Genomic DNA, 14,496 nt, shown 5'->3' with positions numbered 1-14,496 from the left:
ACAGAGATATGGTACTTGAAATACTCATGGATGAATTAAAGCATGTTCATAAATACGATTATATCCTGTATTTGAGGTTGGAGAAGCTTAAAAAATCACAAGGATCTTGGAAACCAGAGTTTATAACTGATGAACCAATGAAGATTGATAGGACATTTGGAGTTGATTTTAGCAGAGAAACAACGGAATTTACTCTAAGAGAACTTGCATATTATGACGGTACCATGGGAAAACCATCTTATGTAGCAGTTAACGGAATTATTTATGATGTAAGTCAGAGTCCAGCTTGGAGTAAAGGATCACACTATGGGTTAACTCCCGGTAAAGATTTTAGTTCCCTTTTTAATAATTGGCACGGGCTAACACCAAGTATGTTAGAGAAGTTACCTAAGGTTGGTATACTTATATGATACGAATGAAAAGCAACTTCAAACAAAATGATATAGTTCATTTATTGTAACCTTACTACATTCCGCAGATATTGAATGTGAAATTGATACTGGAAATATTACCGGCTGAGATGAGACTTTCACCTTAGTCGGAGTTTTATTTTTTGTAACATATGCTATTTCGCGTTTATATATGGCTAAAGAAGTGTCAGTTTGAAGCAATCCTTTAGTTCATCCTTGTATAATCAACTGTTAAAATAAAGGGTCATGTTTTTACAAAGTAACTAAATAGATATGAATATACATTTAATGATAATTGAGTTCATAATTTTTTTATGAGTTAATAGGAAGATTTTCAGGAATTACCCTACATAAATGCTCCTGAATTAAAGTAGAGTCAAACATTTTATAGATATTAAAATCAAATATCTAGTTAATTGTAAGTATTTAACTTATAATACAATTATGGGATTGTAATTCTAAAGAAGATTTATAATTAAGCTAAACTAATAATAAATATGGGGAGGAATTATATTATTGGAAGAAAAGCTTTTACTTCATTAGGTGCAGTTTCAGTAGGACCATATTCACATGCTGTAGGAAAGAGTTTGAAAAAATGAATTCTGTTTATGCAAAGCAATTTAATTCACCACCACCAGCACGAACAACTATTGGGGTTAGAGAATTACCACTTGGAGCAAGAGTTGAAATTGAAATATTTGCATATGGAAATAGATAGGGGGAGAAGCTTTGGGATACGTGATATTCTATTTAATATTGAGCTCTGCTATACTATTTTTTAATTATTTAATTATAAAATTGGCAGTGAAGCATGCAATAATTGCATGCCTATCAGAGATAAAGGCATCCTTTAGAGATGGAGTTAGTCAGAGTATTACCCAATATGAGTGGGATAAAAATAATAAGTAATATTTGAAAGATAACAAGATGTAGTCTATAGAATTTTAAAGCTTATACTATATATGGGGGGAATATAACATGGACTTCAATGGTTTGAATCCTATGAATGGATCAAATGGGTTAAGTATGATGAATCATGGTATGCCTGTAGTAGGATTATTATTAAAAGCAATTATATTAGGGGTTGCGGGTGTATTTATATCTACTGCTATTTTAAAATGGCTATGGAATATTACAATACCTGGAATATTTGGAGTGCGTGAGATAACCTTTTGGGAAGCCTTCAGATTAATTATAATTGCAGGAATTCTTTTTGGTAAAGGATTTGGATTTAATATGAATTTTTAAAGTATGTAGCCGTGGATAATAAGATAGCCCTTAGAGTAGACACTAAAAAGTCTACACTATAGGGTTTATTCTTATATTTAAAAGTGTCTAATACCACAGATAGGATTATAAATGTGGTATAATTTAAGTGTAATATTTTCTAGATTTATGTATTTTATGGATATATAAAAGCAGATTTTTATATAAATATTAATAATAGTGAAGTTTAACTGAAGTTTAATTATTAAGAAGAATTATTCAGAGTTCTACTCAAGAAGTTAATATATAAATGTGCATTTTAAATATAGAATTTAATGAATAAAACTTAATATATCCATCGCCGAAAGCCTTAAGCTAATATAGCACAAATATAAGGCAAGTCTAAACTCTGGTTCGCTACAATTACAAAAGATGTTAACAATGATTAATATTTGGAAAGGAAGATAAAATCATGGGTATTTTTAAAGCAATTACTAGTTCAATTGGAGGAACGTTAGCAGATCAGTGGCTAGAAACCATCGAGCCAGCACAAATGGACAACTCCACCTTAGTATCCTATGGTGTTTTTGTTAGAAAAAAAGATTCACGCGGTTCAAATAAAAGGGGCACAGAGGATGTTATATCCAATGGTTCAGTTATCCATGTGCCTGAAAATGTATTTATGCTTTTAGTAGATGGAGGAAAAATTATTTCAGCTACAGATGTTCCAGGATACTATCAAGTGGACAATTCAACCTCACCCTCTATATTTTTTCAGACTTTTGAAGGACTTGATTCAGCAGGATGTGGCAACACAGAAGGAAATAGCATAGAAAGGCCAGATGGATTTGTTAAGACTCTAATGGATTCTTGGGAGCGTTTTAAATTTGGTGGGGTGACACCTGTAAAGCAAAAGGTTGTTTATATCAATAAGCAAGAAATTCCTAATATTAGATTTGGTACAAGAACTCCTGTGTCATATACGGATAGAGTTTTAGTACCTGGAAGAGTAGTACCTTGCAAGGTTACTTCCTATGGAACTTACTCAATTAAGATAGGAGATCCATTGCTTTTTTATACTGAAGTTTGTAGTAAGGTTGGAAATGCTAATATTACGTCAGGTGATATGGCAGAACAGTATATAAATGAATTTCTACAAGCATACACTACTTCTCTAGCAAGTTTATCAGCAAGCTATGTATTAGTTTCGGATATAACTATTAAAACCATGGAGCTTGGCCAATATATGGCAGAAGTTCTTGATAAAGAATGGCTTTCTAAAAGAGGTTTTTATATTCATAGCGTAGGTATCGCAGGAATAGCTTTTGATGAGAAAACCGATCAATTGCTGGAGAAATATGCTAATGATTCTATATTAATGGATCCAAATGCAAGGGCAGCTCGTATGACTGGAAGTTTAGCCTCAGGGCTAGAGGCAGCAGGGTCTAATGAAGGTGGAGCAATCCTTGGTTTTGCGGGAATGTCCATGGGCATGAATGCAGCGGGAGTTATGGGAGCTATGCCAAATCAACAAATGACCTATAGACAAAATAATACTTCACCATCACCAGTGGCTGAATGGACATGTTCCTGTGGAAATACCATGGCATCTGAGGCTAATTTCTGCTTTAAGTGTGGATCTAAGAAGCCTGTGATTAAGGAACAAAAAGAATATGAGGCATGGCAATGTAGCTGTGGAAGAAAAGTTATTGAGGGAAATTTCTGCCCAAATTGTGGAAGTAAGAAGCCAGAAGAGAAGAAATGGATTTGTTCATGTGGTAATGTAACTGATGATTTATTTTGCTCTCAGTGTGGAAGTAAGAAACCTGATGGTTTAGCAAAAGAAACTATTTTTAAATGTAATAAATGTGGTTGGATTCCTGAGAATCCTAAAAATCCACCGACCTTTTGTCCAGAATGTGGAGACAAATTTAATGATTCAGATAAGTTGTAAATACTTCAGTAAGGAGAGTAATAATGAGTTCAGTAAAAGAGTATAAATGTCTTAACTGTAAAGCGGGATTAGAATTTCACCCACCTTCGCAAAGTTGGAAATGTAACTACTGCTTTAGTGAATTTACTAAAGAGCAGCTTGATGCTCAATATCATCAGGAAGAACCTCAAGACACAGAGATGCCAGAATTAGATTCTTATAAATGCACTAGCTGCGGAGCTGAATTAATTGCTGATGATACTACCTCAGCTACCTTTTGCTTATATTGTAAAAATCCTACTATTATCAAGAGTAGGTTTTCAGGAAAATTCAAACCTAAAAGTGTAATTCCTTTTAGGTTAACACAAGAAGAAGCTAAAGAAGTTTATAAAAAGTGGATTGGAAAGCGTAGATTTGCTCCAAGTGAATTTAAGGAAAAACGAGAAATTGATAAGATAACAGGAATATATGCTCCTTTTTGGCTCTTTAACTGTCAGGCCGAAGGAACCATCGATGGAGAGGGAACTAGGGTTAGTACCTGGACAGTTGGTGATTACAGGTATACTAATACTAAACATTATAGAGTTCTTCGAAGTGGAAGTGCAGAATATCATAAAGTTCCCGTAGATGCTTCTAAAAAGTTAGATGATAAATTTATGCATTTAATAGAACCATATAATTATGAGGACTTAAAGGATTTTTCCATGCAATACATGTCTGGTTTTATGGCTGAAAAATATGATGTCGAAGCTGTTGATGCTAAGGCTGTTTTAAAGGAAAGAGTAAAAAATTATCTTGAGGACAGATTAAGAAATACTGTAAATGGATATGCAACCTATTCAGTAAGAAACAATGAAGTAAATATAGCAAAGAGCACTGAAGATTATTCCATGCTACCTATTTATCTATTGATTAATAAATACAAAGGTAAAGAACATGTATTTATGGTGAATGGGCAAACGGGTAAGGTAGTGGGAGATACTCCTATAAGCTTGTTAAAACAGGTGAAGTTTGCTGGAGTTGTATTTCTTGTTGTATGGATATTTGTAGTGTTTGGAGGTGCTTTCTTTGTTTAAAAAAATTAGCACTATAATACTTGTATTTGTAGTTATTCTATTAGTTCCTGTAATTAATGCTAGTGCCTTAGAACAAAAAAATGTTAAGGATTATATGAATTATCTTAAGGATAGCGAAATTATTGATCTTCAAAATAATATAGAGAGTGTAATTAAGGACCATAATCTCGATGTGGTTGTGGTTATCACTAAGGACACACAAGGGAAAGACTCTATGACTTTTGCAGATGATTACTACGACAATAATGGCTATGGAGTTGGAGGAGATTATTCAGGCATATTACTACTTATAAATATGGATAAAAGAGAAACCTGGATTTCTACCACAGGGCGAGCTATTGATATTTTTACTGATAAAAGAATAGATGATATTACGAATCTCGTAACTAGCCAGCTTTCTAAAGGAAATTATAATAATGCCTGTATAAACTTTGTTAATGCAGTAAAAAATTATGCAGCGCAAGGGGTTCCACAAGGACAGCATAGAGAAGAAGTTAACCCAGGGACGTCACAGGGTCAACCCAATTTAAAAACGTCCTACTTGAAAAGGGTTTTATATATGATAAAGTTTTTTCCAGTATATTTGGGTGCTCTAGTTATTGCAATTGTTGCCACTATAATAGCATCTTTGTCTAGCAAAGGTAAAGTAACAATTAATAGTAGAACTTATGAAGATGGTTCCTTTGCTCTAAATGAAACTAGAGATGATTTTATAAGAGAATCTGTTACTAAGACCAAAATTCAAACTTCTTCAAATAATCAAAGTAGTACTCACAGCGGCAGTAGTGGACGAAGTCATGGTGGCGGTGGAGGAAAGTTTTAATAACGAAAGTATTTAAATATAATTTATAGGAGTATAAAAATCACCATTAAATTCATGTTGAATTTAATCTTCTATAAAACTTAGCCAAATATTAGTATGATTTTCTATAATAAGCATCTTTTCAGGATGCTTATTTTGTTTTCATCAACCTCATGGCATAGTAATGCACATAGTTATTTCTAAACATGTTTAAAAGTAAAATATATGGAATATGGTGGAACTATATGGTAAAATAGTAAGTATATTTTTAATGACTTTAACGATAAGCTTGAAATTTGGAGGTATTGTTATGTATAAGTTAAATGCTGTTTATCATACAAATAAATTACCTTTCATAGTTACAAAAAATGAAATGGTTGTTGAAGTGAGTCAAGAATTCTGTGATTTCACAGAGTATTTAACTTTTGATTTTATAAATGAAAATATTATAGATGTATTTAAAACTTTAAGAGTCGGTCCTAATATCAATATTCTAAACATTGATAAAGATACTGACTATTTTTTGTTTACTAAATCACTTGAAATTAGGATTGTAACTGTTAACATACTAGAAGAACTAGATAAGAAAATATATGTTTTTATAGAAGATACAAAATCTAGATTTGAAGATAAACTTAATTATTTTTATCAGCAGTGCTCTGCTAATATTAATGGAATGGCTATATATAGCTGCCCTGACCTAATCCTTTTGAAGGCTAATCAAAGGTACCTTGATTATTTTGATATTCCCTATAATTGTCCTGAGAGCACATTTGGAAAAACTATCTGGGAATTTACAACTGGCTTTAAGGGCAGCTCTGCAGACGTTATGTGGAAAGAGGTTGCCGAAACTGGGGAGCCCAAATACATTAAGGAACTTAAATATGATACATTTGCGAGAGGCGTAACCTATTGGGATATTATGATGATACCTATAAAAGAAGATGGAAACTTTAAATACATTATAAACAATGCTGAGGAAGTAACGGATAGGGTTATTCAGAGAAAACAATTAGAAGTAAAGAACAAAATAATAGAAAAGCAAAAAAAAGAGATACAGATAATTTTGGATCACATGAATGATGGGGTTACCCTAATTGATAAAGATGGAAAGTACCTATTGGTTAATAAAAAAGTACAGGAATGGATGCTAAACCCAGTAATCAATAATATTGGTGATGTTCTAGAAAATGTTAAACATTGTAATACAAATGGCGAGGAACTTACACTAGCTGAATTGCCTGGAATGCGTGTATTAAAAGGAGAAAAGTTTGACCAATACGATATACTTCTAAAATCTAAGGGCAGGGAAAGATGTATAAGTATTAGTGGAACACCTATCTGTGATAAAAATGGCAAAATTATTATGGGTGTTTTAACTTCAAGAGACACAACGGAAAGAGTGGAGCACTTAAAGCTTATTGAAAATCAAAAAGTTCAGCTTGAAACTATAATGGACAATATATCAGATTTACTTTTTGCGTATGACTCAAAAGGTAACCATATTTATATGAATAAAGCAGCTGCAAGATACTTTAATGAAGATAGAAGTAAAAAAGATATCGATAGCCTTAAGGAACTTGAATATTTGGATTTCAATAGAAAGCTTATTCCTAAAGAGAATATGGCATACTCAACAGTTTTAAGAACTAAAAAACCTGACAATAGAGTTACTATTATGAAAAAGGGAGAGGAAGAATTTTACTTACAGGTTAAAACCATACCGCTGCTAGATAATACAGGTAATATAAGTATGATTATCTCTTTTGCTACGGACGTAACTGAACATATTAAATGCTCAAAGTTAGTTCAAGAGCAAAAAGAGAAGTTAGAGGCTATCATAGAAAATATGTCTGAGGCTATTGTTGTATCTGATAAAGAAGGCAAAATACTTAAAATTAATGCTGAAACTAAAAAACTATTCTATGATATGGAAAAAGCAAGTGTTTTAGGTGAAACTTTTAAAACAACCAAATATTTTGACACAGAAGGCAGGGAATTATCATATGAAGATATGCCTGCTGTACGCGCATTAAGAGGTGAAAAAGTAAAAAGTGCTCGGCTAATAGTGAAAAGACCTGATAAGGAGTTAACTGTTGATGTTAACTCAACACCTGTATATGACATGGAAGGCAATATTTCAATGACGATTTCTAGCTGCCGTGATGTCACAGAGGTGGTTAAAAATAATGAAATAATAAGAAATCAGAAAAAGCAACTGGATGCCATTATAAGTAGTATGTCTGATGGTTTGAAGCTAGTAGATAATAATTATAAAATCACTTTTTTAAATCAGTCAGCAAAAGATTTTTTTAATAACTCTGAAGTTGGAGCTATAGCTGGTGAAACATTAAAATGTAATAAATACTATTATGATATTGATGGTGAAGAAATGAAACAAGAAGATTTACCTTCATTTAGAGTTATCAATAAAGGAAGCTTTCAGAATTACATATTGACTATACAGCGTCCAGATAAAAAAATGTATATAAGTGTTAATGGAAGTTCAATACATGATGATGGGGGAAAAGTGAAAGAAGCTGTTTTATGTGTAAGGGATATTACAAAACAGGTAATTCAGGAGAAGGCAATTAAATATCATCAAGAAGCTGCACTACAAGCGCAGTGTGAAAAGAATGCAACCCTTGAAAAAGCAATGGAAATGAAAGATGAATTTCTATCTCTTATATCACATGAATTTAGAACTCCGTTAAATGTTATTAGTGCCGCTATTCAAGGTTTAAATTTTCTTTATAGTCATGAATTATCGGATAAGGTTAAAGAATATCTTGCAACCATAAGGCAGAATACCTTCAGACAACTAAGACTAGTAAATAATCTTCTTGATATTACAAGGGCAGATGCTGGCAGAATAAAGATACATAAAAGAAACATAGATATTGTATTCTTAACCAGGGCTATTACAGAATCTGTTAATCAATATGCTTCTCAAAAGGGAATTAAGATAACCTTTGAAACTTCCTTCGAAAAGATAATAGTAGGTATTGATGATGAGAAATACGAACGAATACTGTTAAATCTTCTTTCTAATGCGATTAAATTTACACCAGAAGGCAAGGAGATTATTGTAAATCTGTGTTCCATAAAAGATAATATAGCTATTGAAGTAAGGGATTATGGATTAGGTATACCTGAGGATAAAACAGATATTATTTTTGAACGGTTTGGTCAAGTTGATAGCACATTATCTAGGCAGGCAGAAGGGGCAGGGATTGGATTATCCCTTGTTAAAAAGCTTGTTGAAGCCTTTGGAGGAAATATATCCGTTAAAAGTAAAGTTGGAAAGGGGAGTACATTTATTGTAACCCTTCCAAATGAGATGGTAGCTGAAGATGGTAATGATAAGCAAATGACTAATCTTATGGACAATCGTCTTGTGCAAGTTACAACTGTAGAATTTTCCGATATCTACTTATAGTATGCAATGCTAAATCACGTTCACAATACTATGAATCATTGTTAAAAGTCACTACTAGCTAAATAATCAATGTAAAAAGGTACACTAAAGTCAATAAATTAGTGTGCCTTTTTTGTTTTAATAACCGATAATGAGAAAGAGGTATGTAACGATCACAGGGTATTAGGTATTATAGGTGGATTTCATTTGTTTGAACTATCAGATCGAGTAAGAAAGACTATAGATTATTTTAAACAGAACAATATAAGGGAATTATATCCTTGTCATTGTACTTCCTTTGATGTCCGAGAGAAATGCATAAGGCATTGCCCTTGGAAGAAGCAGGAGTAAGATTAGAAATACAATGGTAAAAGTTTGGAGAATAAGAATTTTTAATTGGTAGAATGACTAGTAGGGCAAATTATGAAACAGAAGAATTAAAAGCTACACTAGTTTTGCGATTAATATTCTTAAGAGAAATATTTTAATTTGGGTGTTAATTCAGGAATTTTAACTTATGGAGATGGGCTCATTGGAAAATTCCTCGAAGACTTAGAAACAAAAACGCTTGAAGTGGTAAAATGATTGAAATTATGGGTGAGTTGAGACATACACCTAAAAGTATGGGTAAAAATTAATTTTTAGCTTATAGTATATATTACTTTTTTATTTCAGTTTTTTCAGTATTGACTGAAATAAATGAAATAACTATAATGAAGATACGGAGGCGTGATTATATGAAACGAGAGAAGAAAGAAATTCAACTCAATTCTGAGGTTTTGAAATTTATAGAGAATATTGCAGGAGTATATGAGGGATATGGTATTCCTCGTATAGGGGGACGTATATTTGGCCTGTGCCTGTCTGTAGCTACCCCATTGTCTGCTGAAGAAATGGCTGAATTGCTGCAGGCAAGTAGGAGCAGCATTTCAACTAATATTCGTGGGCTTATTGCCAATGGTTGGGTAGATAAAGTCACATTTTCTGGCGATAGAACGGACTATTACCAGTTTTGTCCTATGGCTTGGGAACGGGTATTGGAGCATCGAAAAAAAGGTCTTATTCCTTTATGGAAGATAGCCCAGCAGGGACAAGACGCTCTTGACCCTGAGGAACCTGCCCGTGAACAATTAAAGGAAATGAGCGAGTGGATAAATTTACAAATACAGTGCCATGATGAAATGATAGCTGCTTGGAAGGAATATAGAAATAAAAAAAATTTGGGGGATTAAGTTATGTATATGAATCCATTTGAACATCAATCAGGGAAAATTTCAAATCTAGGTATTGAGAGAGCCGGTTTTCAAGAATTGCAATTTTATACGGGGGAAATTAAAATTAACTACGTTGTTGGCCCAAATAATGGGCCTCCATTAGTACTTATTCCTGCACAGATGGGGACTTGGGAAAGTTATGAAAAGGTCATGATACCGTTATCTCAGAAATTTCAAGTATATGTTGTTGAAATCAGAGGTCATGGAAAATCAAGTTGGACGCCTGGTAACTACTCATGGAAGAGTATAGGCAAAGATATGAGGGCTTTTTTAGAAAAGGTTGTGAAGCGAAAGGCCATTGTAGGTGGAAACTCCTCTGGTGGAATTATAACATTGTGGTGTGCTGCCAACTTACCTGAATATATTATGGGTGCAATTATTGAAGATGCTCCAGTATTTTCTGTTGAGATGCCTCGCTTTAAAGAGGAAGACCGTTTTGTATATAACGGACTTAAGCATCTTGTGGATAATATTGGAGACCTTAATAAAAGGAATTTAGCAGATTATTTCCGTGGTATGGAAATGCCCGTTTCTGAAAAGCGTAAAAAGAAAGTTCCTGAATGGTTTGTAAATATTTTATCCAAGCAAATTCGAAAATTCGAAGTAAAGCATCCAGGACAACCCATTGAAGTTGGCTTTCCCGCAACCTTGAAATTGCTGTTAAAATCCCTATCCATGTTTGATCCGGATTTTGCCAGAGCTTTCGTAGATGGTCGTTTTTATGAAGGAATTGATCATTCTGAAGCTTTAAAAGCTGTAAAATGCCCTATGTTGGTTTTACATGCAAACTGGCACAGATATCCTGAGTTCGGCCTTGTAGGAGCCATGGATGATAATGATGTGAAGCGCATAATGGAATTGGCACCTCACACACAATATAAAAAAATTCCTGCTAATCATGTTATCCATGCATTCAAGCCAAAGCAATATATCGAGGCTGTACTAGATTTTGGAAGGAATTTGTAGAGAATACAAGCATTTTATGAGCCCAAATTACTACAGCAGTGTATTATTATTATATTTTAAAGAAGTTTAATTGAAAAACTAACTGAAATAAAGAGCTATTAAGTAAAGATATCCAAGGATTTTCTAAAGTACTAGGACACTTTTCTTAGTGGCTTTTATTTTATTTAATTATATTTTTACGACATTCTAAGTTTTAAGATCATGTATACAAAATTTAGTAGTTAAATATCATAGTAATGGAACTATTTTAGGAATGTTACCAAGATAAAGATGTAAATTCATGTAACAAAAGCTAAAGCGTGGATGGAAGTTTGCACAAAATTTCTTAGAGTATATGTAATAGAATGGTATTATTTAAACTGAAAAAACATATTGGATAAAACAGGAAGTTTTGCTGGGAAGATGTTTTCTTACTTTAGTAATAAATGATAAACAGTATTCTTATGAAGATGAAATAGATGAATGGTTAAAAAATTTTTCAAATCATGGAAGACAATACAACTGAGGGATGGATATTTTATTTAAGAATTAATAGTTCACTACGAAAATTTTTAAAAGATTGTATAAAGGTGGGGTAAGAATGGGATCAACTAAACTTATTGGCAAAGTGTTTGTAGAGCAAATGACATATCAAAATGAGGACAATTGGATACTGCAAAGAATTTCACCAATATGTGCAATTTGTAATAAAAATAAATTTTACAACATTTATAAACGCTATGAATTTGACCCAAACTTTAAATTGTTTATAATAGGTTCAAATTATGTAATTGTGTGCCCATATTGTGGAGATGCAATGGAGTTAGAAATTGAAGAGTTTTTAATCTTAAAGTTATTTATATCAATAAACAAGAAGTTAGAAAAGAGGAAAATTTCTGAAGAAGAACATAGAGTTCAGACTAGTAAAACTCTGTATAAGCTTAAAAGAAAATAATAATATATTAAATTATATGTTGTTATTGAAAGTAGACTAAGACTTAAAACAACTACCACTTAGATTTTGATAAAGCCAGCAAGCTTAGATTTGAACATGCCATATTTTTGATGCTTGTTAGAAATTAATAATTTTTTATTGAATATTTTCTAGTAGGATTTTAGTTGTTTTATAGTAAAATATAACCATAGTATTATTTATAATTAATACTAATTGTGAAATACTTTCGAAAAGATAATTAACAAAATAATAAATGATTTCGTAATAAATTTACCTAGGAACATTACGAAAAAGAAAGGAATCAAAATGAATAAAAAAATATCATTAATTCATTCTACAAATTTAGCCCTTGTTGATTATGCTTATGCTGGAAGAGTACCATCAGGTATGGATTTACTGTTCTTAGCTGGAGCATGCCCTCTTGATAAAGATGGAAAAGTACCTGATATGAGTGATTATGAGCTTCAGTCAAAACTTTGCGTAAACAATTTAAAAGAAGCTTTGAAGGAGTGTAATGCCACATTAGAAGACATTGTATATACTAGAGTTCTTGTAGCCTCCCAAAATCGATCAGATTTAGTTGCTTCATGGGAAACTATAAGAAAAGAATTTGGTGAGCATGATGTTCCAAGCACTTTATCTGGAGTTACAGTATTAGGCTACACAAATCAATTAGTAGAAATTGAGGCTGTAGCAGCAGTAGATAATTCAGATAAATCATCATAATATGAAGGTGAGTTATTGTCATATTTCTTAGAATGTGACTTAGCGGTGGATACGATAGCTTATCTAAATTCATTTAAATAATAAACATATGTTAATATATATAAACAGCTTTTAAGAGGTTATAACTGCATGACAATATAAAACTATATAAAGAGGGGATAATAGTTATGAAACATATAACGTTAGATGAGGTTTTTAAAGTACTTGATGAGAAAAAAGATTCAACCCTAGTAGTAATAATAAACGCATATGAGCTTGATACAGTTTATTGTATTGATGAATTTGATTATGAGTTGTTAGAAGAGCGTCACGGAAAAACGCTGAGACTGATTAGTAAAACTGGTGAAAGGAACTATTATGACTTTCATGGAGTTTATGTTAGCTTAAAAGATATAAGTAAGATTTCCACCACAGAAGATACGATTTATATATACTTACAGAATCAAATAGTGAAACTAAAATTTAAATAAACAATATTAAAATTAAATAATAAATATACAATATTCAAGAAACAGGGGATGAAGTAAATGAGTGAAAAAGCAAGTAACAATGCTCTCGAGGTTGTGATAACCAACGCTCTAAGGATACCAGGAGTGAAAGTTAATAGAAGAGAATTTTTAATAAAAACTTTTGATAACCACTTATCAAATTTACAAATCCAAGATTTAATTGAGAAGGGACCAGTTCTAGCAGGAATTAAGCTAAGTACTATAGAACGAGAAGCAAAAAATCTTATAAACAAGAGAACCCTACAAAGTTCAGGTGCTTCCTTTGCCGCAGGACTACCAGGAGGCTTTGCAATGGCTGCTACAATTCCAGCAGATACTTTGCAGTTTTTTGGAGTAGTGTTGCGTATGGCACAAGAACTAGCATATATATATGGATTTAAGGATCTTTGGGAGAATGGTAACCTCGATGATAAAAATGTTATTCAAGAACTAGTGGTGTTCATTGGAGTAATGTTTGGAGTTGGGGGCTCAGCAACAGCCCTAAGATTGATATCAGTTAATATGTCAAAACAAGCACTAAAGAAGATACCTCAGAAGGCATTAACTAACACGATATACTATCCAATTATCAAGAAAATTGCTGCTGTTCTTGGGGTAAAGCTAACAAAGGATACCTTTGCAAAGGGAGTTTCTAAAGCAATCCCAATAATAGGGGGCATTATTTCAGGTGGAATGACTTATGCATCTATGAAACCTATGGGAGAACGTTTAAGGAAAGTTTTAGATAAATCAGTAACTAACTATAGTCAAGCTGATTATGACAGAGATGTGGCTGAAGTAGCCTCAGATATTACCCGCGATTTCGTTGAAGTAGACTATGAAGTGATAGAAGAGGATAACATCGGTAGATAAGAATGAAGGTAAGGACTCTAAATTCAAGTTTAATGAAGCATAGAAATAATTAGATTTAGAAACATTTGTTTTGTTATGTCCATGGAATTTATAACAATAATACATAGAAATTTAGGTTAAGTAAGAAGCCTTTAGAAACACAATCAATGTTTATATAGTAGGATACATCTTTTGGATTTATCTATTGATAAACATAGCAGAATAAGTATTCTAAATGAACAAATGTGATACAGTGTAAAGTGAAAAAGGAACCCGAATCGGTTCCTTTTTTTTATTTATTAAACATAATAAATTGAGTATAAAGGATTCGAAGTTTTTGTGAACTGTTATATTCACTCCTTAAATTGCATAACCTGGATTCAGAGTATAAGTTGCTTACATATAGCTAGG

13 protein-coding genes and 2 pseudogenes are annotated in these 14,496 nt (G+C 32.4%); all 15 read left to right on the top strand.

Annotation, left to right across the window (positions count from 1 at the left end; all coding sequences use genetic code 11):
- Positions 1–410 (top strand): annotated as a pseudogene (locus RR409_RS10425) (hypothetical protein); the annotation flags it as partial.
- A 595-nt stretch (positions 411–1,005) separates the two neighbouring features.
- Positions 1,006–1,128: a Rid family hydrolase gene (locus RR409_RS10420; RefSeq protein WP_332557688.1), complete on the top strand. Its 123-nt coding sequence runs from the start codon at positions 1,006–1,008 to the stop codon at positions 1,126–1,128.
- A gap of 11 nt (positions 1,129–1,139) precedes the next feature.
- A complete protein-coding gene (locus RR409_RS10415) occupies positions 1,140–1,319 on the top strand; it encodes a hypothetical protein (RefSeq protein ID WP_332557687.1) in 180 nt (59 codons plus the stop codon).
- 69 nt (positions 1,320–1,388) lie between these two features.
- Positions 1,389–1,658, top strand: coding sequence for a hypothetical protein (locus RR409_RS10410; protein WP_332557686.1), 270 nt, complete (start codon positions 1,389–1,391; stop codon positions 1,656–1,658).
- 430 nt (positions 1,659–2,088) lie between these two features.
- Positions 2,089–3,570, top strand: a complete 1,482-nt coding sequence (locus tag RR409_RS10405) for an SPFH domain-containing protein (protein ID WP_332557685.1) — start codon at positions 2,089–2,091, stop codon at positions 3,568–3,570.
- A 23-nt stretch (positions 3,571–3,593) separates the two neighbouring features.
- Entirely contained in the window at positions 3,594–4,625 is a 1,032-nt protein-coding gene (locus RR409_RS10400) for a DNA helicase PriA (RefSeq protein WP_332557684.1), read from the top strand.
- Positions 4,618–5,448 (top strand): TPM domain-containing protein, encoded by an 831-nt coding sequence (locus RR409_RS10395; RefSeq protein WP_332557683.1) that lies wholly within the window; start codon positions 4,618–4,620, stop codon positions 5,446–5,448. The genes RR409_RS10400 and RR409_RS10395 overlap by 8 nt, the downstream gene beginning before the upstream one ends.
- 289 nt (positions 5,449–5,737) lie before the next feature.
- Positions 5,738–8,866: a PAS domain-containing protein gene (locus RR409_RS10390; protein WP_332557682.1), complete on the top strand. Its 3,129-nt coding sequence runs from the start codon at positions 5,738–5,740 to the stop codon at positions 8,864–8,866.
- A gap of 135 nt (positions 8,867–9,001) precedes the next feature.
- Positions 9,002–9,216 (top strand): annotated as a pseudogene (locus RR409_RS10385) (MBL fold metallo-hydrolase); the annotation flags it as partial.
- A gap of 366 nt (positions 9,217–9,582) precedes the next feature.
- On the top strand, positions 9,583–10,077 hold the full coding sequence (locus RR409_RS10380) for a hypothetical protein (RefSeq protein ID WP_332557681.1): 495 nt from the start codon (positions 9,583–9,585) through the stop codon (positions 10,075–10,077).
- Positions 10,078–10,080: 3 nt separating this feature from the next.
- Complete coding sequence (locus RR409_RS10375; RefSeq protein WP_332557680.1) at positions 10,081–11,085, top strand: alpha/beta hydrolase; 1,005 nt, start codon at positions 10,081–10,083, stop codon at positions 11,083–11,085.
- A 580-nt stretch (positions 11,086–11,665) separates the two neighbouring features.
- A complete protein-coding gene (locus RR409_RS10370) occupies positions 11,666–12,019 on the top strand; it encodes a hypothetical protein (RefSeq protein ID WP_332557679.1) in 354 nt (117 codons plus the stop codon).
- Between the two features lie 306 nt (positions 12,020–12,325).
- Positions 12,326–12,745: a RidA family protein gene (locus tag RR409_RS10365; protein ID WP_332557678.1), complete on the top strand. Its 420-nt coding sequence runs from the start codon at positions 12,326–12,328 to the stop codon at positions 12,743–12,745.
- 167 nt (positions 12,746–12,912) lie between these two features.
- Positions 12,913–13,215 carry a hypothetical protein gene (locus RR409_RS10360; protein WP_332557677.1) on the top strand — a complete coding sequence of 101 codons (303 nt, stop codon included), beginning with the start codon at positions 12,913–12,915 and terminating at the stop codon, positions 13,213–13,215.
- Positions 13,216–13,272: 57 nt separating this feature from the next.
- Positions 13,273–14,106: a bacteriochlorophyll 4-vinyl reductase gene (locus RR409_RS10355; protein WP_332557676.1), complete on the top strand. Its 834-nt coding sequence runs from the start codon at positions 13,273–13,275 to the stop codon at positions 14,104–14,106.
- Positions 14,107–14,496: the final 390 nt, after the last annotated feature.

Source organism: Clostridium sp., from assembly GCF_036642255.1.
Classification (GTDB): domain Bacteria; phylum Bacillota; class Clostridia; order Clostridiales; family Clostridiaceae; genus Clostridium_J.
Note: the sequence above shows the minus strand (reverse complement) of the source record. Positions and strands in the feature narration are given on the sequence as shown.

Coding starts and splice junctions, on each gene's coding strand:
- RR409_RS10420 (WP_332557688.1), top strand. CDS start 1,006: ATGAATTCTGTTTATGCAAAGCAATTTAATTCACCACCACCAGCACGA.
- RR409_RS10410 (WP_332557686.1), top strand. CDS start 1,389: ATGGACTTCAATGGTTTGAATCCTATGAATGGATCAAATGGGTTAAGT.
- RR409_RS10405 (WP_332557685.1), top strand. CDS start 2,089: ATGGGTATTTTTAAAGCAATTACTAGTTCAATTGGAGGAACGTTAGCA.
- RR409_RS10400 (WP_332557684.1), top strand. CDS start 3,594: ATGAGTTCAGTAAAAGAGTATAAATGTCTTAACTGTAAAGCGGGATTA.
- RR409_RS10390 (WP_332557682.1), top strand. CDS start 5,738: ATGTATAAGTTAAATGCTGTTTATCATACAAATAAATTACCTTTCATA.
- RR409_RS10380 (WP_332557681.1), top strand. CDS start 9,583: ATGAAACGAGAGAAGAAAGAAATTCAACTCAATTCTGAGGTTTTGAAA.
- RR409_RS10375 (WP_332557680.1), top strand. CDS start 10,081: ATGTATATGAATCCATTTGAACATCAATCAGGGAAAATTTCAAATCTA.
- RR409_RS10370 (WP_332557679.1), top strand. CDS start 11,666: ATGGGATCAACTAAACTTATTGGCAAAGTGTTTGTAGAGCAAATGACA.
- RR409_RS10365 (WP_332557678.1), top strand. CDS start 12,326: ATGAATAAAAAAATATCATTAATTCATTCTACAAATTTAGCCCTTGTT.
- RR409_RS10360 (WP_332557677.1), top strand. CDS start 12,913: ATGAAACATATAACGTTAGATGAGGTTTTTAAAGTACTTGATGAGAAA.
- RR409_RS10355 (WP_332557676.1), top strand. CDS start 13,273: ATGAGTGAAAAAGCAAGTAACAATGCTCTCGAGGTTGTGATAACCAAC.